Annotated in this window: 31 protein-coding genes; 21 read left to right on the top strand and 10 right to left on the bottom strand. The window is 62.0% G+C overall.

Going from position 1 to position 25,151, the window contains the following annotated elements; all coding sequences use genetic code 11:
- Positions 1-41: 41 nt before the first annotated feature.
- The gene (locus NKJ37_RS10235; protein WP_013530037.1) at positions 42-284 is read right to left on the bottom strand and encodes a DUF1344 domain-containing protein; all 243 of its coding nucleotides are present in this window, start codon (positions 282-284) and stop codon (positions 42-44) included.
- A 12-nt stretch (positions 285-296) separates the two neighbouring features.
- Here NKJ37_RS10235 and NKJ37_RS10240 point away from each other — a divergent pair, with 12 nt between their 5' ends.
- Positions 297-1,217 carry a YegJ family protein gene (locus NKJ37_RS10240; protein ID WP_352440385.1) on the top strand — a complete coding sequence of 307 codons (921 nt, stop codon included), beginning with the start codon at positions 297-299 and terminating at the stop codon, positions 1,215-1,217.
- Between the two features lie 13 nt (positions 1,218-1,230).
- On the opposite strand, the gene NKJ37_RS10245 is transcribed toward NKJ37_RS10240, so the two are convergent.
- Positions 1,231-2,181 carry a hypothetical protein gene (locus NKJ37_RS10245; protein ID WP_352630018.1) on the bottom strand — a complete coding sequence of 317 codons (951 nt, stop codon included), beginning with the start codon at positions 2,179-2,181 and terminating at the stop codon, positions 1,231-1,233.
- A gap of 84 nt (positions 2,182-2,265) precedes the next feature.
- Positions 2,266-3,324, bottom strand: coding sequence for a CapA family protein (locus NKJ37_RS10250; protein ID WP_023809780.1), 1,059 nt, complete (start codon positions 3,322-3,324; stop codon positions 2,266-2,268).
- A gap of 106 nt (positions 3,325-3,430) precedes the next feature.
- Here NKJ37_RS10250 and NKJ37_RS10255 point away from each other — a divergent pair, with 106 nt between their 5' ends.
- The 8 genes from NKJ37_RS10255 (at position 3,431) to NKJ37_RS10290 (ending at position 12,954) form a co-directional block, all read left to right on the top strand.
- Positions 3,431-4,693 carry a hypothetical protein gene (locus NKJ37_RS10255; protein ID WP_023809781.1) on the top strand — a complete coding sequence of 421 codons (1,263 nt, stop codon included), beginning with the start codon at positions 3,431-3,433 and terminating at the stop codon, positions 4,691-4,693.
- Between the two features lie 35 nt (positions 4,694-4,728).
- Positions 4,729-4,983, top strand: coding sequence for a hypothetical protein (locus NKJ37_RS10260; RefSeq protein ID WP_155930561.1), 255 nt, complete (start codon positions 4,729-4,731; stop codon positions 4,981-4,983).
- Positions 4,984-5,128: 145 nt separating this feature from the next.
- On the top strand, positions 5,129-6,751 hold the full coding sequence (locus NKJ37_RS10265) for a DUF2778 domain-containing protein (protein WP_023809782.1): 1,623 nt from the start codon (positions 5,129-5,131) through the stop codon (positions 6,749-6,751).
- Between the two features lie 128 nt (positions 6,752-6,879).
- Positions 6,880-10,050 carry an excinuclease ABC subunit UvrB gene (gene uvrB / locus NKJ37_RS10270; RefSeq protein ID WP_352440381.1) on the top strand — a complete coding sequence of 1,057 codons (3,171 nt, stop codon included), beginning with the start codon at positions 6,880-6,882 and terminating at the stop codon, positions 10,048-10,050.
- 389 nt (positions 10,051-10,439) lie between these two features.
- On the top strand, positions 10,440-11,966 hold the full coding sequence (locus tag NKJ37_RS10275) for an ABC-F family ATP-binding cassette domain-containing protein (RefSeq protein ID WP_352773783.1): 1,527 nt from the start codon (positions 10,440-10,442) through the stop codon (positions 11,964-11,966).
- Between the two features lie 79 nt (positions 11,967-12,045).
- Positions 12,046-12,324: a type II toxin-antitoxin system RelE/ParE family toxin gene (locus NKJ37_RS10280; RefSeq protein ID WP_352773784.1), complete on the top strand. Its 279-nt coding sequence runs from the start codon at positions 12,046-12,048 to the stop codon at positions 12,322-12,324.
- A 27-nt stretch (positions 12,325-12,351) separates the two neighbouring features.
- A complete protein-coding gene (locus tag NKJ37_RS10285; RefSeq protein WP_127268663.1) occupies positions 12,352-12,660 on the top strand; it encodes a HigA family addiction module antitoxin in 309 nt (102 codons plus the stop codon).
- 135 nt (positions 12,661-12,795) lie between these two features.
- Positions 12,796-12,954 (top strand): hypothetical protein, encoded by a 159-nt coding sequence (locus NKJ37_RS10290; RefSeq protein ID WP_127268662.1) that lies wholly within the window; start codon positions 12,796-12,798, stop codon positions 12,952-12,954.
- Between the two features lie 16 nt (positions 12,955-12,970).
- On the opposite strand, the gene NKJ37_RS10295 is transcribed toward NKJ37_RS10290, so the two are convergent.
- Positions 12,971-13,582: a glutathione S-transferase family protein gene (locus NKJ37_RS10295; protein WP_352773785.1), complete on the bottom strand. Its 612-nt coding sequence runs from the start codon at positions 13,580-13,582 to the stop codon at positions 12,971-12,973.
- 238 nt (positions 13,583-13,820) lie between these two features.
- Between NKJ37_RS10295 and NKJ37_RS10300 the strand changes: the two genes are divergently transcribed.
- On the top strand, positions 13,821-14,249 hold the full coding sequence (locus NKJ37_RS10300; RefSeq protein WP_127268665.1) for a VOC family protein: 429 nt from the start codon (positions 13,821-13,823) through the stop codon (positions 14,247-14,249).
- Positions 14,250-14,324: 75 nt separating this feature from the next.
- On the top strand, positions 14,325-14,678 hold the full coding sequence (locus NKJ37_RS10305; RefSeq protein ID WP_352773786.1) for a DUF1428 domain-containing protein: 354 nt from the start codon (positions 14,325-14,327) through the stop codon (positions 14,676-14,678).
- Between the two features lie 134 nt (positions 14,679-14,812).
- Here the strand turns inward: NKJ37_RS10305 and NKJ37_RS10310 are convergent, their stop codons facing one another.
- Positions 14,813-16,435: a tetratricopeptide repeat-containing sulfotransferase family protein gene (locus tag NKJ37_RS10310; protein WP_352773787.1), complete on the bottom strand. Its 1,623-nt coding sequence runs from the start codon at positions 16,433-16,435 to the stop codon at positions 14,813-14,815.
- 139 nt (positions 16,436-16,574) lie between these two features.
- Between NKJ37_RS10310 and NKJ37_RS10315 the strand changes: the two genes are divergently transcribed.
- The 7 genes from NKJ37_RS10315 (at position 16,575) to NKJ37_RS10345 (ending at position 20,250) form a co-directional block, all read left to right on the top strand.
- Entirely contained in the window at positions 16,575-16,940 is a 366-nt protein-coding gene (locus NKJ37_RS10315; protein WP_352773788.1) for a hypothetical protein, read from the top strand.
- A gap of 219 nt (positions 16,941-17,159) precedes the next feature.
- Positions 17,160-17,360, top strand: coding sequence for a cold-shock protein (locus tag NKJ37_RS10320; RefSeq protein ID WP_127326808.1), 201 nt, complete (start codon positions 17,160-17,162; stop codon positions 17,358-17,360).
- 144 nt (positions 17,361-17,504) lie between these two features.
- Positions 17,505-17,774: a hypothetical protein gene (locus NKJ37_RS10325; RefSeq protein WP_352773789.1), complete on the top strand. Its 270-nt coding sequence runs from the start codon at positions 17,505-17,507 to the stop codon at positions 17,772-17,774.
- The gene (locus NKJ37_RS10330) at positions 17,771-18,052 is read left to right on the top strand and encodes a hypothetical protein (protein ID WP_127270520.1); all 282 of its coding nucleotides are present in this window, start codon (positions 17,771-17,773) and stop codon (positions 18,050-18,052) included. The genes NKJ37_RS10325 and NKJ37_RS10330 overlap by 4 nt, the downstream gene beginning before the upstream one ends.
- A gap of 39 nt (positions 18,053-18,091) precedes the next feature.
- Positions 18,092-18,229, top strand: a complete 138-nt coding sequence (locus tag NKJ37_RS10335; RefSeq protein WP_164482279.1) for a hypothetical protein — start codon at positions 18,092-18,094, stop codon at positions 18,227-18,229.
- A 99-nt stretch (positions 18,230-18,328) separates the two neighbouring features.
- A complete protein-coding gene (locus tag NKJ37_RS10340; protein ID WP_352773790.1) occupies positions 18,329-18,547 on the top strand; it encodes a hypothetical protein in 219 nt (72 codons plus the stop codon).
- A 149-nt stretch (positions 18,548-18,696) separates the two neighbouring features.
- Positions 18,697-20,250, top strand: coding sequence for an EAL domain-containing protein (locus NKJ37_RS10345; RefSeq protein WP_352773791.1), 1,554 nt, complete (start codon positions 18,697-18,699; stop codon positions 20,248-20,250).
- Positions 20,251-20,281: 31 nt separating this feature from the next.
- Here NKJ37_RS10345 and NKJ37_RS10350 read toward each other — a convergent pair whose 3' ends face one another.
- Positions 20,282-20,704, bottom strand: coding sequence for a Kazal-type serine protease inhibitor domain-containing protein (locus NKJ37_RS10350; RefSeq protein WP_352773792.1), 423 nt, complete (start codon positions 20,702-20,704; stop codon positions 20,282-20,284).
- 110 nt (positions 20,705-20,814) lie between these two features.
- Positions 20,815-20,970 (bottom strand): hypothetical protein, encoded by a 156-nt coding sequence (locus NKJ37_RS10355; RefSeq protein ID WP_164748816.1) that lies wholly within the window; start codon positions 20,968-20,970, stop codon positions 20,815-20,817.
- A gap of 225 nt (positions 20,971-21,195) precedes the next feature.
- Here NKJ37_RS10355 and NKJ37_RS10360 point away from each other — a divergent pair, with 225 nt between their 5' ends.
- The 3 genes from NKJ37_RS10360 to NKJ37_RS10370 all read left to right on the top strand — a co-directional run bounded on the left by NKJ37_RS10360 (position 21,196) and on the right by NKJ37_RS10370 (position 22,550).
- Entirely contained in the window at positions 21,196-21,408 is a 213-nt protein-coding gene (locus NKJ37_RS10360; RefSeq protein WP_006202520.1) for a cold-shock protein, read from the top strand.
- Between the two features lie 320 nt (positions 21,409-21,728).
- On the top strand, positions 21,729-21,941 hold the full coding sequence (locus NKJ37_RS10365; protein WP_013530020.1) for a cold-shock protein: 213 nt from the start codon (positions 21,729-21,731) through the stop codon (positions 21,939-21,941).
- A gap of 177 nt (positions 21,942-22,118) precedes the next feature.
- Positions 22,119-22,550, top strand: a complete 432-nt coding sequence (locus NKJ37_RS10370) for a BA14K family protein (RefSeq protein ID WP_127268420.1) — start codon at positions 22,119-22,121, stop codon at positions 22,548-22,550.
- Positions 22,551-22,774: 224 nt separating this feature from the next.
- Here the strand turns inward: NKJ37_RS10370 and NKJ37_RS10375 are convergent, their stop codons facing one another.
- The 3 genes from NKJ37_RS10375 to NKJ37_RS10385 form a co-directional block, all read right to left on the bottom strand.
- The gene (locus NKJ37_RS10375; RefSeq protein WP_127268419.1) at positions 22,775-23,413 is read right to left on the bottom strand and encodes an MBL fold metallo-hydrolase; all 639 of its coding nucleotides are present in this window, start codon (positions 23,411-23,413) and stop codon (positions 22,775-22,777) included.
- 138 nt (positions 23,414-23,551) lie between these two features.
- Entirely contained in the window at positions 23,552-23,869 is a 318-nt protein-coding gene (locus NKJ37_RS10380) for a hypothetical protein (protein ID WP_023809804.1), read from the bottom strand.
- 145 nt (positions 23,870-24,014) lie between these two features.
- Positions 24,015-24,908 (bottom strand): branched-chain amino acid aminotransferase, encoded by an 894-nt coding sequence (locus NKJ37_RS10385; RefSeq protein WP_352773793.1) that lies wholly within the window; start codon positions 24,906-24,908, stop codon positions 24,015-24,017.
- Positions 24,909-25,151 lie beyond the last annotated feature (243 nt).

The following is a 25,151-nucleotide window of genomic DNA, read 5'->3' on the forward strand; positions in this document are numbered from 1 at the left end:
AAATCCGGTCAGCAGGTCTGCCGACGCACGATGCTCTCGCGTTACGAGGCCTTCTTGATCGACGTCACGATGCCGGTCTTGTCATCGACAGTCACCGCCACCTTGGCGCCGACCTTCAATTTCCCGATCGTCGCTTCCGGTGACAGCTGGTAGATCTTGCCGTCGTCGAGGGTGATCGACTTGGTCGTCGGGTCGACGGCCTGGATCGTGCCCTGAACGGTCGCGGCATAGGCCGTGCCGAGGAAGGCGAGCAGAGCGGCGGTGGTTGCGAGGGTCTTCTTCATGGGGTGCACTCCGTGCTGTTTCACTTTTCCGGGCCGCCTTGGGAAACGACAGCACCGGACGGCCTTAAACTGGAACGGAAGCGCTCGCTCCGCAAATCACGTTGGGTGAATTTTTGCAAACAATATCATAGGCTTAATTCCGACACATTGTCTGCGACCGAGATCATTTCAGGCCGCTTCGGCTCCCCCAATGAGCGGACTTCTGTCCGCGAAAAGAGTCGTTTAGCCGGATTGTGGCGGGCGGTTTCGATCACGGCGCGGCCGCCGCAATCCGTCTCAAGCGGCATCACGAAACAGACTGCCGACCGGTCATCGATACACATTTTGTTTCATGGATCAGCTCAACTCGCCGCTCCGAAGTGGATGAAACTCGCGCTCCGGTTGCAAATCGGGAACGGATGCAGGATGGTGCGCCGTTACGATGAAAGGGGGCCTTCCATGAAACTTGCAGTCCGGACCGCGATGTCCCTGATGCTGGCGCTTGCGCCGGGGTCCGCCTGTGCGCAAGGCGCGGATCCGGGCGATGACAAGACGATTATGTTTACCGAGGACGATCCCGAGATGGCGGCAGCGACAGCGCAGGCGCTCGCCAGCCTGGATGAATTCCTGGCACTGTCCGAGGCTCCTTCCTCCGACACCGACAGGTTCAAATTGAAGGTCAAGGTGCGCGACGGCAACGTCAGCGAGCACTTCTGGGTCATCCCGTTCCGCCGCACTGAAACAGGCTTTGTCGGCATATTGGCGAACCAGCCGGAGCAAGTGCGTAATGTGGTCCTCGGGCAGAATATAGAATTCACCCGAAACGATATTTCCGACTGGGGCTATATGCGCGCCGGCCATCAGGTCGGCAGCTTCACCGTCTGCGTTATGTTCAACAAAATGTCGAAAGAGGAGGCGGACACCATGCGCGACCAATACGGCTTTGACTGCTGACAGCGAGGCCCAACTAATCGATCTCGTCCTTCGCGCCGATCTTGCGCACAAGTGCCGCCGTCGCCAGCATCGCGCCCATGTCCGATATCATCGGCGCGACATGCGTGGTGTAATCGAGCGGCACCGAAATATCCGGCAGCTCGAAGAAGTTCTTCGTCTGCGGCAGCAGCAGGAACCCATCGCTGCCATTGAGCGCGACACGGGCCGGATCGTCCGGCCAGGTTTCGCCAAGCCATTTCAGCGCCTGCGCCAGCCGGCCGCTCACCAGTGGCTGTGCCGCCCCGAGATTGTCGGTGCGGAACTCGTACGCGGCGTCGAGCGCCACGTCGCCACTGGACAGCTCCTGCAGCTTGCTGGCGAATATGCCGCGAAAGAAACTGATGACCGCGTTGGTCCGGCGCGTCGCCACCAATATGCCGGGGAACGGCGCGATGGTCTCGAAGGCGACGATGACGCCCTGAAAGGCCGTCGACGAGCCCTTGCCCGACCCTTCCCGCAGATGCGCCTCGTAGAGCTCGAACGGAAACCCTTCGTAGCGGCCCGCGACGATGTCGTCGAACGCCTGCCGGTTGAACGGACCAACCGCCGTGCGCGGCAACCGGTCGAATGAATTCGGCGTCACGCCATGCTGGTAGCGCATGTCGGCGATGAAGCCGAAGATGATCGGCAACAGCGTCTCGCGGAACGATTGCTGCAGCCGCGTCGCCGGTTTCCTGGCCTGGAAATAGAGCAGGATCGAAGCCGCGAAGCCGATGACATACAGGAACACATGCGGCGTCGAGACCCATTGCTCGTTGGGGTCGGCGACCTTGTTGAACAGCCAGGCGACCAGCACCACGGCCACCAGCACCAGGCCGACGAACACCGGCACCCGCCAGCGCACCTGCCTGACCGCCGACGCCCTCGCCGCTTCATAGGCCGCGATGTCTTTCCGGATGCCGGCGATGACCGTTTCGCTCGGCATGAAATCCGCTGTTTCCACCGCTATCCCCCGCAATCCTGCCTCTGCGGGAGCATGATAGTCGGTTTTGCAGGGGCCGCCAGACGTTTAAGCGGGTACGCCTTGATCGGTTGGTGGAGAAGGGAAGATCGCTTTCAGTCGCCCCTCGACCTTGTCACGCACTCGGCCCTCCAAAGCCTCCACCAACACCAGCCGCTCATGGTCGCCGGCGCGCAGGCGCATGAAGGGATGCAGCCGGTAAGACGCGATCGTCCCGCGCGTACCGGCATCGGCACTGACATCGACAGTGAGGATAGAACCGATGCGACCCGGCCATGGCTGGCGGGCGAAGGCGGTGCCGAGGAAATCGCCAAGTCCATAAGCGACCACCGTCTTGTCGATCCTTTCCACCGGCTGCACGACATGGGCGTGATGGCCGGCGATCAGTCCGACGCCCTGCCCGGCCAGCCGCCTGGCCAGCGCCCGCGTCTCGGCACGCGGAAAATGCCGGAACTCCCAGTCCCAATGCGGCACGGCGCAGAGAAGATCCAAGCCAGCGCGCGGCCAGCCCGTCGGATCGCTGTCCATCGAAACGCGCCCCGCAAACAGTTTTTCATCGGCGTTGCGCCACAGCGTGAATGCGGCGAAGCCGATATCAAGCGGTCCGACCTGGACAGGCACCACCGGGCCATTGGCGGCCAGGCCGACCGTGCGGATGCCGAGCCGCTGCAACGCCGCCACCGTCTCGTCGAAACCGGCGACGCCCTGATCCAGCACATGGTTGTTGGCCAGCGACAGCACGAGCCTTTCTCGCGCAATACCAACCGCCGCCAGCGCCTCGGCCAGAAACAACTCGCTCATCGCATGATGCGTGCCGAGCCTTGTGCCCAGCGCCGCGCTTGGTCTGTCCACCACGGGGCTTTCGCAATTGCCGATCACCAGATCGGCAGCGCCGAGCAGCGCCTTGATCGCCGGATCGCAATCCGGCGCGCTGCGGTTGGCCACCGCCGAGATGTCCCCGACAAAGGCAAGCCGCATTGTCTGCCTCGGCGGCGGATCCATAAGCGTCCCAGCCATCAGCGCAAAGTCTTGCACGTCGCCGGCCAGAGACGGCTTCAAGAAACGCGGCAGCCAGGACAGTTTGTAGGAAAACGGATAATTCGACACGCGATGCCCAATTGTTTGCCCTGTGTAGACCGTCCGGCGGGCGGGTTGAAGCGCAGCGCTGCAAATGGTGTATATCTGCGCTGCGCGACAAATATTGGGGGAAAAGATGACACGACTGGCAGGCCTGCTGACCGCTTTCATTTTGCTCCTGCCGCTGTCTTCCGCGTCGGCGGCAATGCCCGAAGCGGCTACCCGACTGTTCGAGGCGAAGAGCGTGGCCGCGCGCGACGCTGCCCTGTCGATGCTGGAGGCCGCCGCGCCAAACGACCCGGCATCCGCCTATGCGGCCGGGGCGGGCGAGTTCTTCACCGCATTGGAGATCCTGGCCACCGGCCTGCACCGCCATGGTTTCGAAAGCCCGCAGTCCTTCATGCTGCCACTGATGCGGTTGCCGGTGCCCGACAATCCCAATCCCGAGCCGCTGACTTACGAGCAGTTCCGCGCCATCCTGGTCGGCTTCCGCGACCGGCTGGAAAAATCCGCGGCGACGTTTGCGTCGGTGCCGGCGAACGCCGATATCGGCATGGCGATCGATCTCACCCGTGCGGGCATAGACCTCAACGAGGACGGCACCATCGCTCCGGACGAGAGCATGGCGGCGATCATCGCCGCGTTGTCCCGTGGCGGCATTACATCGGACGACGCCGTCCCCACGCTCACCTTCCGTTTCGACCGCGCCGACGGGTACTGGCTGCAGGGCTATGCCGAGTTCCTGATGGCCCAGGCCGATTTCTGGCTGGCGCATGATTTCAGGAGCACCTTCGACGGCTCGTTCCACATGCTGTTCCCGCGCGCCAAGCTGCCGTTGCAGGATATTCTGGTGCCGCCGGCCGGCGACATGGGCTCGAGCATCTTCTCGTCGGAATGGCGCATCGCCGATTTCATCTCGATGGTGCATCTCATCAACTGGCCGGTGGTCGAACCGGAGCGCCGGCAAGCGGCGCGCCGCCACCTGCTGGAAATGATCCGGCTGTCGCGCGAGGACTGGAAGGCGATCCGCGCCGAGACCGACAATGACCGCGAATGGCTGCCTGGACCGCAGCAGAAGGGCGAGAACCCGCTCACCGGCCTCGAAGTCGGCGAGGAGCAGGTTCAGGCCTGGCTCGCCGCCCTGACCATGGCCGAAGATCTCCTGGAGGGCCGCAAGTTGCTGCCGCATTTCCGCGTCACCGCCGGCACGGGCCTTGGCATCAACATGAAGCGCTTCTTCGATGACCCGAAAAACTTCGATCTGGTGCTGTCGATCACCGGCCCGGCCATCGCGCCCTACCTCGAAAGCGGCGAGCTCGTCACCAGCAGCGATTTCGACCAGATCCAGCGCCAGTTCGGCGGCGGCGGGTTTCTGACCTTTGCGCTCTGGTTCAACTGAGGGCGGGATGTTGAGGCTCTTCCGCAGGGGAAATCTTGGCAAGACCGGCAACATTTTTACTGGAAACAGGCGCCTTTCCCAAGCGATGTCTGCTGGCAGTCACCTCACTGCAGATGCCGCGCGAAGGCGCTTCGCAAAAATTAGCAGCGGCTGTTTTGCTTGACTCGGCCGCCAAAAACAGGCAGCAAAACCAGGTCGGAAGGGCGACAACACCACTTTCCTGGCCGTGGACGAAGGCTGATTTGGCCAAAATCCACATCTCGTCGTTGGTTTTGAGAGGAATTGATTAACCAACTTTGTCCATATTTTGAAGCAATTGGCAACCAACTACAGACGCGGCAAACGCGTCGGGGACCACCTGGGATCACTCACAGAATGGTCGTCGCGGCTCTCAAGGCCACGTACGGGGAAACCGATTGAAGCGAGATTGGTTGCATGGCGTTGTTGAGTACACATAAAAAAAACCGGGGACAGCGTGAGGGCGGCGAGTTCGTCGATGCTCCGCGTTCCTCTTCCTTCAACGCTGGCCGGGTGGCCCGCTGGGTCGCACTGCCCTGCGTCAGCACTGCCATCGGCCTTTGGCTGATCGGCACCATGGCCGGCCTCAGTTCCGTCGGCGCCTCGCTGTCGGCGACTTCGGTTGGCCTGCCCCAGACGCTGTCCATGCCGGGATCGCTCGCATTTACCGATCCGCTGAAACAGCACTTCTTGAAAGCACCCTTCGTGCTGGCCAATGCCAATGGCGGCACTCAGGCCCTGCATGATCATTCGGTGCAGTGCGGTGCCAGCTGTTTCAAGCTGGCCAGGGTAAGCTCACGGGCGGAAAAGTCCGAACGCCTTGTAGCGCAGGCAAAGCCGATGCCAGCCGCCGTGAAGTCGAAGGCGCAGGAGCGCTTCGAACGCATGGAAGCGTCGCTTTCGCCGATGAAGCTGGCCGCTGCCTTTGCCGACGCCGGAAAGCCTGCCGCCACTGCCAACACGCGCCCGGTGATCTCCACCGTCGCACCGCGAATTGCCGAGGCGTCGCTGGTGCCGTCCGTCCAGGTCACGGCCAGCCTGTCCGATAACATGCCAGTTCCGGCGGCCGAACGTTTCGCCCGGCTGGATACCGGCTCGGTGGTCGTGCAGACCGCACCGCAGCCGATGGGCTTTGCCCAATCTGATACGCCAGACAATTCGCAGTTGGCACTTGCCCTCGTGCAGTCGCTGCCGGTCGACGCCGGGGCGTTTGCCTCACCGCTGCCGATCGAGGAATCGTCAGCCGATGTCGCGGTTTCCCCCGTCGAAACCCAGCAGGATCAACCCGGTGATGCCGCCTCGCTGCCGGACGCGCTGACCAACGACGTGCCGTTGCCGACCCGCCGCCCGCAATTCGACCCGCCGCAGCCCAAAATCGTCCAGCAGCAGCCTAAGCCCGTTCAGCAGCCCAAATCTGTTCAGCAGCTCAAGCCCGCCCAGCAATCGAAGCCGGCACGCGAGACGGTCCAGCAGGCCCAGCCGGCGAAACCGACGCGGCAAGGCCGGCCAGCCGATGGCGGCGATGTGCTGGCCTATGCTAAGCCCGACACGCCTTCGGGCGGCCTTGGCAAGGCGTTCAGAAATCTGTTCAACTCGCCGGGATCCAGAAGCGGAGCCGGAAATGGCGTCGCCGTCTACGATATCAGCGCCGGCACCGTCTACATGCCTGACGGCTCAAGGCTCGAGGCTCATTCTGGCATCGGCGCCATGACGGACCAGCCGCGTTATGCCGACCAGAAGAACCGCGGACCGACACCGCCCAACACCTACAATCTGTCGCTGCGCGAGACGCGCTTCCACGGAGTGGAGGCCTTGCGCCTGACACCGGCCGATGGCCGCAACAAATACAATCGCGACGGCTTTCTGGCCCATACCTACCTGCTTCGAGGCCGCTACGGCCAGTCGAGCGGTTGCGTCGCCTTCAAGGACTATGCGCGCTTCCTCGCCGCCTACAAGAAGGGCAAGATCAAACGCCTTGTCGTGGTGCCGCGCCTGAACGGGTCGGCGACGCAGGTCGCATCAGCCGCCAGGGGCGTGTAGCGACAAGAGGCTTTCGGCCGCACCTTCCCGCCTGCTCCTGACAGCCTGCTGTCAGGAGCAGCGCTGTTCGGCACGCCTCTCCCCACCGCGCTCTTTCCATTTTGGCCAGGAAATCCCATATTCGGGACATGGCCAAATCCCCCGATAAGAAAACGCCGCCGACGGCGAACGACGACCGCGCCGCGCCGAAGCGGCGCAGCCCGCTGACCGATTTCCTCGACGCCTCCGAGCCGCTGCACAAAGGCGGTTTCGCCGAGATGCCGCAGCCGGAGCTCTCTGGCACGCCGCTGACCGGTTCGATCGCGGATTGGGCCGAGCAGATCGAGCAGGAAGCCGAAAACGAAGGACGTCTTGTCGGCAAGGGCGACGGCGGCAAATCGCCGAAGCCGTCGAAGAAGATACCCGAGCGCTCAAGCTCGCCGGGACGCAGTTCGCGCGGCACCTCGATGGGTGGCGCGGCGTCAGCCAGGGAGCGCACGGCAGCCGGCCTCAACCCGGTCGCCGGTCTCGACATCTCGCTGGAAGACGCCGAGACGATGGCCTCGGGCAGCGTCACCGCTACCGTCGCCGCGCTGTCGGCGCTGATCGAATCCGGCAATCCGCTGCACAAGGACGGCGTGCTGTGGACGCCGCACCGCCCTGCCCGCCCCGAAAAATCCGAAGGCGGCATTGCCATCAAGATGGTTTCGGATTTCGAGCCGGCCGGCGATCAGCCGACCGCGATCAAGGATCTGGTCGAAGGCGTCGACAACAACGACCGGACCCAAGTGCTGCTCGGCGTCACCGGCTCCGGAAAAACCTTCACCATGGCCAAGGTGATCGAGGAGACGCAGCGCCCTGCCTTGATCCTGGCGCCGAACAAGACGCTGGCGGCGCAGCTCTATTCCGAGTTCAAGAAATTCTTCCCGGAAAACGCCGTCGAGTATTTCGTCTCCTACTACGACTACTACCAGCCGGAAGCCTACGTCCCGCGCACCGACACCTTCATCGAGAAGGAATCCTCGATCAACGAGCAGATCGACCGCATGCGCCATTCGGCGACGCGTTCGCTGCTCGAGCGTGACGACGTCATCATCGTCGCCTCGGTGTCCTGCATCTACGGTATCGGCTCGGTCGAGACCTATACGGCGATGACCTTCCAGATGCAGATCGGCGATCGGCTCGACCAGCGCGCGCTGCTCGCCGATCTCGTCGCCCAGCAGTACAAACGGCAGGACATCAATTTCGTTCGCGGCTCGTTCCGCGTGCGCGGCGACACGATCGAGATCTTCCCGGCCCACTTGGAGGATCGCGCCTGGCGCATTTCAATGTTCGGCGACGAGATCGAGCAGATCACCGAATTCGACCCGCTGACCGGCCAGAAGACCGGCGAGCTGAAAAGCGTCAAGATCTACGCCAATTCGCACTATGTGACGCCGCGCCCGACGCTGAACCAGGCGATCAAGTCGATCAAGGAAGAGCTCAAGCACCGGCTGGTCGAACTCGAGCGCGCAGGCCGCCTGCTCGAGGCGCAGCGGCTGGAACAGCGCTGCCGCTTCGACCTCGAGATGCTGGAAGCCACCGGTTCCTGCGCCGGCATCGAGAACTATTCGCGCTATCTCACCGGCCGCCAGCCGGGTGATCCGCCGCCGACGCTGTTCGAGTACATTCCCGACAACGCGCTGGTCTTCATCGATGAAAGCCATGTCACCGTGCCGCAGATCGGCGGCATGTATCGCGGCGACTTTCGCCGCAAGGCGACACTGGCCGAATACGGCTTCCGTCTGCCGTCCTGCATGGACAACCGGCCGCTGCGCTTCGAGGAATGGGATGCCATGCGTCCGCTTTCGGTCGCCGTCTCGGCGACCCCTGGCGGCTGGGAAATGGAGCAGGCCGGCGGCGTCTTCGCCGAACAGGTCATCCGCCCGACCGGCCTGATCGATCCGCCGGTCGAGGTTCGCCCGGCCAAGACCCAGGTCGACGATGTCGTTGGCGAAATCCGCGACACCACCAAGGCCGGCTACCGCACGCTGGTCACGGTGCTGACCAAGCGCATGGCCGAGGATTTGACCGAATATCTGCATGAGCAAGGCATCCGCGTCCGCTACATGCACTCCGACATCGACACGCTGGAGCGCATCGAGATCCTGCGCGATCTGCGCCTCGGCGCCTTCGACGTGCTGGTCGGCATCAACCTGCTGCGCGAAGGCCTCGACATTCCCGAATGCGGCTTCGTCGCCATTCTCGACGCCGACAAGGAAGGGTTTCTGCGCTCGGAAACCTCGCTGATCCAGACCATCGGCCGCGCCGCCAGAAACGTCGACGGCAAGGTCATCCTCTATGCCGACCAGGTGACCGGCTCGATGGAACGGGCGATGGCCGAAACCAACCGCCGCCGCGAAAAGCAGGTGGAATGGAACGAGGCCAACGGCATCACGCCGGAATCGGTCAAGTCGCGCATCTCCGACATTCTGGATTCGGTCTACGAGAAGGACCACGTCCGCGCCGACATTTCGCAGTTCACCGACAATGCCGGCGCCATGATGGGCAACAACCTCAAGGCCCATCTCGACGCGATGGAAAAGCAGATGCGCGATGCCGCGGCCAATCTCGACTTCGAGAAGGCGGCTCGTATCCGCGACGAGATCAAGCGTCTGCGAGAGATGGAACTGTCCATCTCCGAAGACCCACTGGCCAAATACGCCGATATGGAAAGCCCGGCCTCGGGTCGCGAAAAAGGCAAGCACAACAAGGGTGTGGCCAAACACCGTACAGCTGAGGAACAGGAGCGTTTCCGCAAGCTCGACGCGGCACAGGCCGCAGAGGAAGCCGCCAGGGCCGCCCGGCCCAACCTCTTCCGCAAACCAGCGCTCGACGAAATGGGCGCCGATGGCGCCGTACCGGTAAAGAAGCCGCTGTTTGCCAAGCCTTCGATCGACGATATGGGCCCTGGCACCGACATGACGACACCGTCAGGCGCCGTATCGCGCTCGCTGTTCAAGAAACAGTCGGCGCAGGAAGCGCACGGCTCCGACTTCGGCATTCCGGGCGACGCCACCAAGCCGCTGTTCAAGAAGAACTCGCTGGATGAGATGACGGTCAGGCGCACGGAAAAGCCGGTCGAAGGAAAAGTGCCGGCCAAGCCACAGCCGATCTCCCCCCAAGTGGGGGAGATGTCCGGCAGGACAGAGGGGGGCGCGAAGGAACACGACGGCAAACCAATCGTCCGCCAACGCGCCGGCATCGGCTCCTACGAGGATCCAAGCGACGCTCGCCGCGAAAAGCGCAGGCCCGGCAAGACCGGACGGCCGGGGAAGTAGTTCATTCAAATGCCGGCAGGACAGCGCCCCCCTCTGTCCTGCCGGACATCTCCCCCACGAGGGGGGAGATTGGCAGCTTCAGCGCTTCGCTCCCTCCTGGACCGCCCACTTGCCACCAGCCTCGCCTTTGGTGTAATCGCTCCGCACACTCGAACGTCTTGAAAGGAGGGCTCACGTGTTTACGTTTCATCGTCACCATCGTCAGCGTGGCCCGATTTCTGCCCTGCGAGCTTGCTTGCAGGGCTGACCAGGGACGGTCCGGGTTTTTCCCGCTTCGATTTTTTGGTCTGCCCTTCGTGGTGTTGCAACGCCGAGCCTGATGGCCAGCCTGCGCACCGTCAAAGTGCATTGAACCGGACTTTTCCTCCGGCAAGACCAGAGAAATCAAAATGGCCCTGATCAGCCTCAAATCCCTCGGCGTCACCATGAGTGCGCCGCTGTTTGCCAATCTCGACCTCACCATCGGCTCCGGCGACCGGCTCGGCATTGTCGCCGCCAATGGCCGCGGCAAGTCGACCTTGCTGAAATGCCTGACCGGCGAGATGGAGCCGACCTCCGGTGACATCACCCGCACGCGCGGCCTGCGCGTCGGTCATGTCGAGCAATCCGTTGCCCCGGCCCTTCTCACCCGCAGCTTCCATCAGGTAGTGGCCGACGTCTTGCCGCCCGAGCAGGCTGAAAGCGAGCTGTGGCGCGTCGACGTGGTTCTCGATTCACTCGATGTGCCGGAGCCCATGCGCGAGCGGCCAATGCAGGCGCTGAGCGGCGGCTGGCAGAGACTGGCGCTGATCGCCCGCGTCTGGGTGACCGATCCGGACGTGCTGCTGCTCGACGAGCCGACCAACCATCTCGACCTTGCTCGCATCAGCCAGTTGGAAACCTGGCTCAACGCATTGCCGCGTGAGGTGCCGGTCGTCATTGCCAGCCACGACCGCGCCTTTCTCGACGCCACCACCAACCGGACGCTGTTCCTGCGCCCGGAACAGTCGCCGGTGTTTGCCCTGCCCTACTCCCGCGCCAGGCTGGCGCTCGACGAGGTCGATGCTTCGACGGAGCGCAAGTTCCAGCGCGACATGAAGGTGGCGCAGCAATTGCGCCGACAGGCGGCCAAGCTCAACAACATCGGCATCAATTCGGGCAGCGATCTGCTGACGGTCAAGACCAAGCAACTCAACCAGCGGGCCGAAAAACTAGAGGAAGCGGCGAACCCGGCGCATCGCGAGAAGTCGGCGGGTGCCATCAAACTGGCCAATCGCGGTACCCACGCCAAAGTGTTGATCACGCTCGACGACGCGGCTGTCGAAACACCCGATGGCACGCTGCTGTTTCGGACCGGCAAGCGCCACATCTGCCAGGGCGACCGCATCGTGCTGCTAGGCCGCAACGGCGTCGGCAAGTCGCGCTTCGTCACCTTGATCCGCAATGCCATTGTCGAACCGGACACGGTGCGGAATGTGAAGGTGACGCCGTCAACGGTGCTCGGCTACAGCGATCAGGCGTTGTCGGGCATCAGCGGCGACGACACGCCGCTGGCGATGGTCTCGCGCCGCTACGATGTCGGCGAGCAGCGCGCACGGTCCTTGCTGGCCGGCGCCGGCGTGGTCATCGAGATGCAGGAGAAAAAGATCGGCGTGCTGTCCGGCGGCCAGAAGGCGCGGCTGATGATGCTGGCGCTGAGGCTCGCCGATCCCAACTTCTATCTGCTCGACGAGCCGACCAACCATCTCGACATTGACGGCCAGGAAGCACTGGAAGCGGAACTGCTGGCACATCAGGCCAGCTGCGTGCTCGCCTCGCACGACCGCTCCTTCATCCGCGCCATCGGCAACCGCTTCTGGCTGATCGAGAAGCGGCGGCTGACCGAAGTCGAGGATCCCGAGGATTTCTTCCGCGAGGTGGCCGAAACGGCAGGATGAGGCCAAGGGAGGTCGACTGGAATGTAAATTATTTGCTTACAGACCTTGCGTCTTGTAAGCAAACTGTTTACATTTATCCATGATCAAGTCCTTCAAGAACAAGGCGCTGTCGGACCTCTTTCAAACCGGAAGGACCGGCAAGATCGACGCCAAGATGCACAAGCGCATTCTTGTCCGGCTTGACCGCCTGGAAGCTTCGGAGAAGCCGGAGGAAATGAACCTTCCCGGCTTCGATTTCGACCCGCTGAAAGGCTTCGATCCAATCCGCTACACGGTCCACGTCAACGGTCCGTGGTGCATCACATTCGAGTTCGACGGCAAGGACGCCGCCCGCGTCGATTTCGAGCAATATCACTGAGGCGGCCAGACTGGAGAAGTTCGACTTATGACCGTGCACGAGCCGACGCGTCCTATTGAGCGTTGTCCCTCCCACCCGGGAGCGCTGCTTGAGGACATTATCCCGGCAACTGGAAAGACCAAGGTGGAAATTGCAAATCTGCTCGGGATCTCCCGGCAGCAGCTCTATGACATCATCCGCGAAAAGAAGCCGGTTTCGCCGGCTGTGGCCGCTCGCCTCGGGAAGCTGTTCGGCGACGGCGCCGCGATTTGGCTTCGAATGCAAGCGGCTTTCGATGCTTGGCACGCAGAGCGTGAAGTTGATGTTTCAGCGATCCCTACGCTCAGGGTTGCGTAGGTCCGCACGGCAGCATTCGGACAGACCATCAGACGCCGCGATAAAAAATCTCGACGGTCTGTCGGATAGCCTCAGCCCGTCGCGTCCTTGGGATGCCGACACGATGATGCCGGCGCCAACCCAGGGAGAATTATCATGTCGGTTCTTTCATCCATCGGTCGCGTCGCAACCCGATATGCGGCAGCGCGCGCTCGTCACCGCAGCGAGCGCATCCTGCTTTCACTGCCAGCCTCGCTGCGCAAGGATATCGGCTTTCCGGACGTCTTCGACGCGCAGAACGGCCGCCGCCCCTGACCTCGCGAGGCGCCAGTCAGTCATGCGTATCACCTGAAAGCGGTGTCGCCTGCATCGATACGCGTTTTTCGAAAGCCTCGAACCAGTGCGTCAGCCGCGCCCGCGAGCGAAAAGGCGGCAGGTGGCGGAACGCCATCCAGGACAGCGTGGTGGCCAAGGCGATGTGGCCGACATGGAGCGGCTCGTCGTCCAGCGTGCTTTCGATCCAGTCGTAGCTCGCCTCGATCTTTTCCCGGTATCCGTCGGCGAGAGCGCTATAACGCAGCAGTTCGGGTCTTCTTTCCGTCTCCCAGCGCAAAGCGATGCCTGTCTGCGCGAGGCCCTGGGCAACCGACTGCAGCCGCAACGCCTGCCAGCGCGCTTCGCCGTCCTGCGGCAGCAGCTTGCGGCCGTCATGCAGTGTGTCGAGATAGGCGCAGATGACATCGGAATCGAAGATCGGCGACGCATTTGGCCGCAACAGCACCGGCACCTTGCCAAGCGGATTTTCGGCGTAGACATCGGCGTTGCGCAGGGTCGGACTGGTCTCATGATGGATGACCTCCAGCCGATCGGCAATGCCGGCCTCATGGGCAAAGACGAGCGCCTTGCGCGCGAAGGGTGAGTGGGTCTGATAGTAGAGGATCATTGTCGTCCCGGGGTTGAAGAGGCGTTCGCGTGATCCATCTGTTCTAGCCTGCGAGCCGAGAGAATTGCGCTCTGATTGGGCGCCGCCGACGCAAGTTCGTTTCACGCCTCTCGCTCGAGCCCGCGGCTGTCCGGGATTATCAAGGGCCGACCGCCAAAAAAATTTCGCCGCCATGTAGGATCGCCGCCGTCCGATCCGTCCTATGGCTCGCAAGGCCAAACGCAAAGAGGAACAACAAATGACTGATCAGACCCCCGTTCAGCCCGCGGCCAAAGTGCTCGGCGGATTGACCCCCTATCTGCAGCTGGATGGCGCCTTCAAGGCTGCCGAATTCTACAAGAAGGCCTTCGGCGCGGAGCAGGTCTTTGCCTACCCGGCGGACGAAAAAGGCCGCACCATGCACATTCACCTCCACATCAATGGCTCGACCCTCATGCTCTCCGATTTCTATCCGGAAAACGGAATGCCCGCCGTCAAGCCGCAGGGTTACACCATGCAGCTTCACCTCGGCAGCGACGACATCGAAGCCTGGTGGAAGCGCGCCGTCGATGCCGGCTGCGAAGTCGCCGTGCCGCTCCAGGTCATGTTCTGGGGCGATCAGTGGGGCAATATGCGCGACCCGTTCGGCGTCGAATGGGCGATGAACGCGCCGGTGAAGAAAGCCTGATCTGCCGCCGATGGCCCGAGCCCCTCACCGGCCGGCGCCGGTGAGGCCCTGTGAACTTCCAGGAGGAGATCCAAAATGTCCTATGTCGATGGTTTCGTACTTGCCGTATCCAGGGCAAAACTCGATGACTACAAGAAGCTGGCCAACCTCGCAGGGCCTATCTGGAGGGAACATGGCGCGCTCGCCTATGTCGAATGCATCGGCGACGACGTGCCCTATGGCGAGGTCACGTCCTTCCCGCGTGCCGTGCAGGCCAAGGACGACGAGATCGTCGTCTTCGCCTGGGCCGTCTATGAGTCGCGGGAGAGCCGCGATGCCGTCATGGCCAAGGTGATGGTAGATCCGCGCTTGAAGGCCGATTGGGCGGACATGCCGTTCGACGGCAAGCGCATGATCTTCGGTGGCTTCAAGCCATTCATTGAGCTTTGAGCAGCCGGTAACAGATTAGAAGAAGCCTCTCAGCTTCGTCATCCTAGGGCGAAGCTCCGTCGCGAAGACCCTAGGATGACGAAGCGGCTGCTTAGGCCAATCTCTAAGGCCACGATCTGCTAGATAGCGTTGCGCTAATCCAGCTTGTCGAGCAGCGGCTTGAGCCGGTCTCCATAGCGCTTCCACAGATCGACCGACCCTTGATACATCGGCTGGCGCACCTGTGCGGCTGAAGCCGTGCGAACCGGTCGGTCGGTCTCGTGGAACGATAGAGCCGCGTCGTCCCAGGGCAGACCGAGATGAGCGATCAATGCCCGCGTCTGTCCTTCCTGGTCGGCGACAAAATCCTCGTAGCGTACATCATGCACGACGCCCGGCAGCACCGTGTGCCAATGCTTCATGATGTCGGTGTAGAGATTGTGGAAGTCGGCGAGCTCACCGAGATCGTAGCCATAGCGATGGCTGTCGCCGCGGAAATGCACCTTGTAGATCGACAGGCAGGTGGCCGCCGCATCGCGCGCGCAGTGGATGATCCTGGCCTTCGGCATCATCATGTGGATGAAGCCGACCAGCAGGAAGTTGCCTGGCATTTTGTCGGTGACGTGACGCATGTTCGGATAGCGGGCATGCAGCATGTCGAGATAGGCTTGCCCTGCCTCGGCAAAATCCGCATCGCCCATATCCGATACGCCCCATGGGAAGCCACCCGGCATGGTCGCCGGGAACTGCCTGCCGACCGCCTTCTTCAAGATGCTGAGCTCGCCTGCGCCGTAGACCTGCGGATGGCTGGCAATGATCTGCTCGACCAGCGTCGTGCCCGAACGCGGCAAGCCGACAATGAAGATCGGCGTGTCGTCGCTGATTGAGCTGGGCCTGTGCTTCTCGAAGAAGCCGGCATCGAAGGTGGCCTTCATCGCCTCGAACTCGGCCCGCGTCCTGGCCTGGTCGTAGTTGATGCTTTTGCGGCGGATCGCATTGCCTTCGGCGAAATAGTCGAAGGCCCGGCCATAATCCCTGAGATCGTCATTCGCCTTGCCGAGTCCAAAGGACAGCTGCATGCGTGCCAGGCTGTCCTGCGGCGCCTTGGCATGCTGGGCTTCCATGCCCCCAAGCTCGCTGTCGCGCTCCTTCTGGCGCTTGACCTGCGTCAGCATCAGCCAGGCTGTGGCCATGACGGGGTTGATCGCCAACGCCTGCCGGAACAGGTCGGCCGCCTCGTCGAGCTTGCCCTTTTCCATCAGCCCGACGCCGAGCCCGTGCAGCAGGTCGGCATCCTTGGGGCGTATCGCCAGCGCTTCGCGGAAGACGGCGAGCGCCTCATCCAGCCGCCCGGCTTCCTGCAGGGTTTCGGCAAGCCCGATGCGGGCGCGCACGTGAAATGGATTGCGTGCAACCGTGCCGCGATAAATCTCTTCGGCCTCTTCGAACTGGCCGACCTGCTTCAGCGATGAGCCGAGATTGTCGCGCGCCGCGAGCTGGTCCGGCCGCAGATCCACCGCACCGCGGAAGAAATCGATGGCCGCAGCAGGGCGGCCGAGGTCGCGCATCACCGTACCGAAATTGTTGAGGAAATCGGGATTCGTCGGCTGCAGGCTCACCGACCGTTCGATGAGATCCAGCCCTTCTTCGCTGCGCCCGGTCTGGTGCAGCAGCAGTCCCAGGAAATGCGCCGCGGCCGCATGCTTGGGCTGACGCGCCAGCACCTGCCGGTAGATCGTCTCAGCCTCTTGCCGGCGCCCCGCCTGATGCAGTTGCAACGCCTGCTGCACATACTGGTCGAGGCCCAGCGGCGGCTGTCCGCCTGCGCCAGACCTGGCTCCCGCACCCGCCGCTCGTCTTTGATCTCTGTTGATGGGAAACCTGCCGTGTTTTATCCGCCTGTGGCGATCTAGGCCATTGGCGCGCCAGGTTCAAGGCTTCGCTTGCTGTCTCGTCCTTTCGTCGGTGCGGAAAGATCAAATCAGGCGATTGGTCTCGGCAACCTGCCTGGCACGCCGAACCGTTCCATCGGTGTCGGCGATCCTTCGCTTTGCCGCCTCGTCACTTCTGACAGTCAGCCGCGGCGACAGGACAACCATCGGCTTTGCCATTACCGGCTTTGCGACCGGCGTGATCGTTACGGGGGTGCCTGTTGGCGTCTTTACGGACATCTTGAGGTCTCCTTCTTCAACTCACAAGAAAAATGAAAATACCGTGAGAATTATTCCCGCTAAGCTTCAAACAGTTTTTGAATTGTATGAATTTGTATCATCATTTTTCTGATAGTTACAGCGCGCAATTTTTTGAATGAAGCCCAATTTTATTTTAAAACGCCTTGATTAAATTACAACAAAGACCTATCTGTGCAGGATCGCTTTGGGCCAGAATTGGCATCTCGCGGCGTCAGAGGTTCTCGGCCCGCCAATCTCATTCCAAATCATCGATACCGGGCGCGCGGCATATTCGCTCCGCGCGACCATTCTCTTTCTTCGAAAGACCGACATGAACACCGGAACCGTGAAGTTCTACAATGGTCAGACCGGCTTCATTCAGCCGACCGATGGCGGCAAGGACGTCTTTGTCCATGTCAGCGCACTGGAGCGCGCCGGCTTCCCCGGCCTCGCCGAAGGCCAGAAGCTGCAGTTCGAGTTGGAGCGTGACACCAAGGGCCGCGAGTCGGCCGCCAATTTGCAATTGATCTGATCCGGCCGAATTCGATGAACGCTGACCACGGATGTACTGGCAGCTCTCGAAAGCGGCTTATTTCCAGCGACTGCCGGAAATAGGAAAGCGGGGCTCGTCCCCGCTTTTTTGTTTTCAGGACCGCTGCTTTGCATAGGTAAGACAATGCCGGACCGCACCACCCACACCATCGCGCACTTCACCGCACCTTTCGTGCTCGGCGGACTGGAAGGGCAGCTGCCGGCCGGCGACTACGACATCGACCACGACGAAGAGCTGATCGAGGGCATGTCGCGGCTTGCCTGGCGCCGCGTCGCCACTTTCATCCATCTGCCGGCAAGGGCAGCGAAAAACCCGCCCACCAGCCAGCTTGTCGCCATCGATTACCTCGAACTCGAAACAGCGCTGAAGCGCGACAGGGAGAATGCAGCATGATCCGTTTCCAGCAGAATGCGCGCCCGCGCACCGACACACCCGCGCACCAGTTTTCGATCGGTCAGACCGTGCGCATGAAGAGCCGCACCGGCCTCGTTCAGAAGACCGCCGAACTGTTCCAGATCAAGAGCAGGCTGCCGGTCAAGGATGGTTCGCCGCAATACCGCATCCGCAGCGAGCAGGAGACCTATGAGCGGGTCACCACCGAAGACAATCTCGAACCGGCAGATCCGGTTGTTGCCGACAACCCCGTTGTTGCCAGCAACCCGCTCGTCTGAGACCCCACCGCCAAGCCAACACTGAAGCAGGAGCACGACATGTCCAAAGGTCAACAGCGTAGCAACCGCGAGACACGCAAGCCGAAGAAGGACAAGGTCGTGGCAAAGCCCGCCTCCCCGTTCGGTTCGTCGGTCAAGCAGGCGGAGAGCAGCTTGAAGCCGAAGTCGAAAGGCTGACAAACTGGAGGGCGCGCCTCGTGCGCCCTTTCCGTCGTCCTCTGTGAGGTGGCGAATTGACTGGACAGGCCTGCGCAATGCTCTGCCACGGAGGCGCGCTTGAATTTCGTTATCGAGTTCTACCGGTCGCGCGACGCCGACGAAGCCACTCTCGACAAGGTATCGCTGGAGGCGCCGAACCTGCGCGCCGCGCTGCAGGGCGCCACCGCGCTGTTCCACACGCTGGCGATGCCGCAAATCCCCGATCGCCTGCGCATCTGCGACGACAGTGGCAGCGAGCTCTATGCCGGCCCGGCCGACGGCGCCTATCCGGTTTAGAGCAGCGGTGCTGCCCCACGACTCCATTAAAGTTCACGTAAGATCGAGGCCCTAAGATCCGCCTGAACCGGGCCGCTGCCGCGATTGGTGGCCGAGACGTTGCGGGCGACCACCCACGATCGCCGCTCATACCCGAAGGCAGGAGGCGCATGGACAGATCGCGCATCATCGTGACGGCGGTGATGTTGGCCATGCTGGGCGCCATCTTGCCAATCGCGGCTATGTTTCATCTCGCTTGGACTCAGGCCGTCCAAAAGGAACATGAGCGGCTGCAGCTGTTCGCCAGCCGCGCCATCGCCAGGGCCGACATCTCGCTCAACGATGCCACCGCCGCTTTGCGGCAGATCGACCAGTTCACCGGCATCCGCTGTTCGGCGGACCATATAGCCCGTATGCGGCAACTCACCATCAGCACGCGCCCGATCGAAGAAATGGGCTATTTCGAAAACGGCCTGCTCAAATGCTCTTCCTGGGGACCGACCGAAGGGCGCGTTGCGCAATCCACCCCTGACTTCACCACCAGGGACGGCATTGCCGTCACCGCCCGCATGCAGCCGGTGATGAGCGAGGGCCATTTTCTGATGGCGCTGCGATACAGGGATCACAACGTCCTTGTCGATCCGGTACGCTTTGTCGACGTCATCGTCGATCCCGGTGTCCAGATCGCCTTGACGACGCAAACGGGCATCCTGCTTGGCGCGTTGAATAGCCCGAATCCTGCCCGTATCGAGAAGATCATCGCCGGCCCCGGCGAAGGCATCGATGACGATCTCCTGTTTGCCACGGCGCGCGGGACGGACTGGATTGCTGTCGCCACCGAACCGACAAGCCAGATCCTGGGCAGCGTTCGCAAGCAGCAATTCATGCTGCTCCCGCTCGGCGCCTTCATGGCTGCCTTCATCATCGGCGTGGTTGTGTGGCTGTCACGAAGGCGGCTTTCGCCCTTGGGAGAATTGCAGATCGCCGTGCGCAAGCACGAATTCATCGTCCACTATCAGCCGATCGTCGAGCTCAGGACCGGCAATTGCATCGGCGCGGAAGCGCTGGTGCGCTGGAAGCGGCCGAATGGCTCCCTGGTCCGGCCCGATCTTTTCATTCCGCTGGCGGAAGAGAGCGGCCTGATCACGGCGATTACCGATCAGGTCATTGCGATGGTTGTGTTCGACCTGAACAGGCTCCTGGTCGCCGATCGCTCGCTTCACATCGCCATCAATCTCAGCGCAACCGATGTCGGCACCGCGCGGGTCCTGCCTATTATCGAAAAGGCGTTGCAGCACACCGGAATCCGGCCCCAGCAAATCTGGCTCGAGGCCACGGAGCGAGGTTTCGTCGATATCAACTCGGCGCGTTCGACGCTCATTCGTGCCCGCGAACTGGGGCACGCAGTGGCAATCGACGACTTCGGCACCGGCTATTCCAGCCTGTCCTATCTCGAGGGGCTGCCGCTCGATGCGCTCAAGATCGACAAATCGTTCATCGACACGATCAGCACGAATTCCGCCACCAGTTCCGTCACCCCGCATATCATCGGCATGGCCAAGACACTGAAGCTGAAGATCGTTGCCGAGGGCGTGGAAACGCAGGCGCAGGCTGACTATCTCGCCGAGCGCGACGTCGACTACGGCCAGGGCTGGCTGTTCGCCAAACCCATGCCCGCGTCCGAGTTCATCGCCTACTGTCGCCAGGTGAAGCCAACGGCTTGACGCCTGTCGTCCTCAACAACGCGCAGCGTTCTCAGCACGGCCCGTCGCCAACGACGCGATAGTCCGCGGCGCGGGCTTCGCAGGAATTGGGGAAGGTGCGCATCGCGCCATGCCGGCGGCCGCAGACCGGAGCATATTCGCGGGTGCAGAACGTCTGCTCTTCACCGCCACCGCCACCGCCACCGCCACCGCCGCTGTCGCGGCACGGACCGTCGCGCACGATGCGGTAGCCAGCCCGGTCGGCAAGACAGGAATTGGCGAAGGTCTGGCGATCGCCGCCGCGCCGGGCACAGACCGGCTCGTACTGCTTGCTGCAATATTGCGGCTCGGGCCGTGGCGGACGCGGGCGTGGCCCTGGTCCCTCATCGACGACAACGGTGCAGGCGGCAAGAATTGCCGACAGCAACAAGATGACAAAACCCTGCCGCGAAAAGATTGCCGCCAGAAATTTCATGATGATCTCCCACGATCGGTCCCCGGTTACCGATCCTCGCCATTCCCTTGCCAAATGCAACCCCCGTTTGAGCTCGGCAAACGATAACGGCGCCTGGACCGCAAGGGAGGTCAGCGCGCCGCGATGTCTGGCCCATTCGTGGCCCGGCTCTGGCCGATGACCCGGCCGGCAAGCAAGCCTATGCCGAGCCCATCGATGCTCAGGTCAGTCGATTGATGCGTCGGGATGCGCCAGTACGGCGGCCCGCGGCGGTATCTTGCAACCATCACGTTTCCGTGCGATAAATTCCGTGTTCGGGCATTTGCGACCCGGAGAGCGGAACGTTTTGGACGACCTTTCCCCGATACTGTGAATCTCTGACGGCCCCGTTTTCGGCGGGGGGTTTGACCATGCGCCAATGCATGACTGCCGAAGCAACCACCGGGAACTGCCCTTTGCGCCAGGCGGCGGGCGGGACCACCAAAGACTGAACGGGTGAAGGAGTTTCCCCAATGGCCCAGACCGGCACCGTTAAATTCTTCAACGCGACCAAAGGCTTCGGTTTCATCACGCCCGATGGTGGCGCCAAGGATGTGTTCGTCCATATCTCCGCGATCGAAGCCTCCGGCTTGCGCACGCTCGTCGACGGCCAGAAGGTCACCTTCGACGTCGAGCCGGACCGCATGGGCAAGGGCCCCAAGGCCGTCAACCTCCGCGCAGCCTGAGCCATCGGCGCGCCGCATGTCACTCGGACGTGCGACGGAGGCTCCATGCCTGCACCTGGCCTGGAGAGGGATCTGAATTTTGAAAGGCGCGGCGATCTTCGTCGCGCCTTTTCCTTATCGAAGGCGCGGGCCGGTGATGTCGCCCAAGCCGCCAGGTTCTGGGCAACGACTTGCATAAAAACAAAGACCCAAAGCGTGCCGCAACGTGCTTTAGACGCCTGCAAAACTTTCTCTTGCCGATGACGCTAAAATAAAGGACAAATTTCCATTCGGGCATTTGCCGGCCCGAGACTGGAGTTTATGGGACAAAGGAGCTTCCCATGCCGCAGACCGGCACCGTCAAATTCTTCAACCATGCCAAGGGCTTCGGCTTCATCACGCCCGATGATGGCGCGAAGGATGTTTTCGTCCATATTTCAGCCGTGCAGGCGTCCGGCCTTCCCGGCCTGGAGGATGGCCAGAAAGTGTCGTTCGACACCGAGCCGGACAAGCGCGGCAAGGGACCCAAGGCCGTCAACCTGTCGGTCGGCTGAGCCGGCTTGGACCGGCGATGGTTTTCGCTCCCTGGAGGGCGTGTGACCTTTGACGCCTGTTGTGAATAAATTCGTCGAAATCCGTTCAGCCCCCGTTCAGCCACGGTTGCATATTAGTCTTTGGTAAAGCCGGACCGCATCCCCGAAACTACACGGGCCGGCACGAAGGAGACCGAGATGAACCGAATTTTCAAGACCGCCGTCCTGGCCGCTGCCGTGGTCGCCACCACGCTTTCGGCCTTGCCCGCCGCCAACGCACGTGATTGGCGCCGCCATCATGGCCATCATGGCAACGGCGATGCCATTGCCGCCGGCGTGCTCGGCCTCGCGGCCGGTGCGCTGATCGGTGGCGCATTGGCCAATGACCGCCCGCCGCCCGACGCTGACCGCTACTACGATGACGGTTACTACGATCGTGACGTGGTGGTGCGCCCGGCCCCGGTCCGCCGCTACTATGCGGAGCCGCGGGTGGTCTACGCTGATCGTTATGCCGAGCCGTGGACGCGTGATTGGTACGAATACTGCTCGGACCGCTACCGCACCTTCAATTCCCGCACCGGCACGTTCACCGGCAATGACGGCGAACAGCATTTCTGCACGGCGAACTAAACCAGGGCTTCCCGCCCCAACAGAAAAGCGCTGACCGCAAGGTCAGCGCTTTTTTGTTTGGAGCATCACAGGATTGGGGCAGGCGAATATCGGCACGCCCTACAGCAATTCCAGGAAAAGTGTGAAACGGTTTCCCGGGAAAGCGCAAAGCGCTTTCCCTTGGAAATTGAGTCAGAACAAAGGGTCAGAGCGGCCCCGCCGTTTCCGTGAAATGGTGAATTGCTCTAAACGAGAAAAGGATTGGTCCGCCTCTCCTCGCCAAAACGTCCGCCGGGACCGTGGCCGCAGATGAAGCCGATGTCGTCGCCGAGCGGCAGGAGTTTGTCCTTGATCGAAGCGATCAGTGCCGCATGGTCGCCACCCGGCAGGTCGGTGCGGCCGACCGAGCCGCGGAACAGCACGTCGCCGACATGGGCGAACTTGGCCGCGCGGTTGTAATAGACGACGTGACCTGGTGCATGGCCGGGGCAGTGCAGCACCTCGAACACATGGCCGCCGAACGACACGGTCTCGCCTTCGGACAGGAACCGGTCGGGCACGCAGTTGCGCGCTCCGGCGATGCCGTAGCGCTTGCCTTGGTTTTCCAGATTGTCGAGCAGCGACTTGTCGGCCTCATGCGGACCGATGATCTCGACGCCGAGCGCCTCCTTCAACTCCATTGCGCCGCCGGCATGGTCGATGTGGCCATGCGTTATCCAGATCGCCCCGGCTGAGATCGCATTGTCCTTCAGCACCGCCAGCACCTTGTCGATATCGCCGCCAGGATCGACGACGACGCCATGCTTGTCATCCATGTCGAACAGGATGGTACAATTCTGCTGGAACGGTGTGACCGGCACGATGCCGGCATTGAGCTGACCCATGATCGTCCTTTCGATGTTCACGGGTGATGTAGAGGCGCGGACAAAGGGCGTCCACCCTCGAAAGACGAACAATCGGTAGCTCCGAAAACGGAAATGGGCGGCCGAAGCCGCCCATTTGAAAAGACCGAAACGGCCCGCCTACTTCTTCATGGCGCCCATGACCGCGCCGAGAATGGCGGTCAGGATCGCGCCGCCGCCGGCGCCGCCGACGATGTTCTGCAGGTTCAGCGCGCTGCCGAGACCGCTCGTTGCTGCTGCCGCAGCCGCCGGATCGACCGCACCGCCACCCAGCAGGCTGCCGAGGATCGCCGCACCGCCGACGCCGCCAATGGCTCCGCCCAGGATTTTGGGAAGCTGACCCATCGCCGCCGTCTTGAGCGCCGCACCGACCGCCTGACCACCGATGACGCCAGTAATCACCTGTATGATGATCGGAAGAAGCGTGTTCATGTCCATATGATTAGTCCCTCCATAGCTGTCAGCCTCCCGGGCCGACACCATCATGAGACGCCGAATTGGACGAAAGTCAAATGCAGAAACGCTGAAATAAAAGGGGCGGCCCGAAAACCGCCCCTACTTCCTAAAAAAGCTGTGACTTTCGTTATTCTGCGGCGATCGCGTGCTTGGGCTGAACGGCCGCAGAATAGTCATTCATAAGATTCTTGGCTATTTCGCCGACCTCGAATCGGCAAGGCCCGATCTCGGAAACCGGCGTCACTTCCGCCGCCGTCCCGGTCAGGAAGCACTGCTCGAAGCTTTCCAGCTCTTCCGGCAGGATGGCGCGTTCAATCACCTCCAGGCCGCGATCCTTGGCCAGCCCAATGACCGTGCGGCGGGTGATACCGTCGAGGAAGCAGTCAGGCTTGGGTGTGTGGATCTTGCCCTCCTTGACGAAGAAGATGTTGGCTCCGGTCGCTTCGGCGACCTGGCCACGCCAGTCGAGCATCATGGCGTCGGCATAGCCCTTGGCCTCGGCGGCGTGCTTGGACATGGTGCAGATCATGTAGAGGCCGGCTGCCTTCGACCTGGAAGGCGCGGTGCGCGGGTCGGGCCGGCGCCATTCCGCCACATCGAGACGGATGCCTTTCAGCTTCTGCGCAGGATCGAAATAGCTCGGCCATTGCCAGATGGCGATGGCACAGTTGATGCGGTTGTTCTGCGCCGAGACGCCCATCTGCTCACTGCCGCGCCAGGCAATCGGCCGGACATAGGCGTCCTGGAAACCCTGCTTCTTGAGAAGCGTGGATGAGGCGTCGTTGAGCTCGGCCACCGTATAGGGGATATTGAAACCGAGCAGGCGTGCCGATTCATGCAGGCGCTCGGTGTGTTCGTTGAGCTTGAAGATCTCGCCGCCATAGGCGCGTTCTCCCTCGAAAACGGCGCTGGCGTAATGCAGCCCGTGCGTCAGCACATGGATCTTGGCGTCACCCCATTGGACGAATTCGCCGTTCATCCAGATGAAGCCATCGAGTTGATCGAAGGGAACGGATGCCATGGTAACCTCCCACGGGCGGCAGCCCGGATAGTTGTATCGTTGTGTGTTCGTGTCGGCCGCCCAAAGCGGCTTTTATGGTGGAGCGTAAGCGGATAATTGCGCTCTGGCAAACTTAGGAAATTCCGGAAAAACCGGCTTCCCTTGCCTTTTCGTTCGCAATCCGCCCAAAAGCTTGTCAAAAATTACCATTGCAGGGAAATTACGTCAATAGTACTGACATAATCTCTCTTTCCCACGGAGAAA

It is taken from the genome of Mesorhizobium sp. M0140, from assembly GCF_040322475.1.
Taxonomy (GTDB): domain Bacteria; phylum Pseudomonadota; class Alphaproteobacteria; order Rhizobiales; family Rhizobiaceae; genus Mesorhizobium.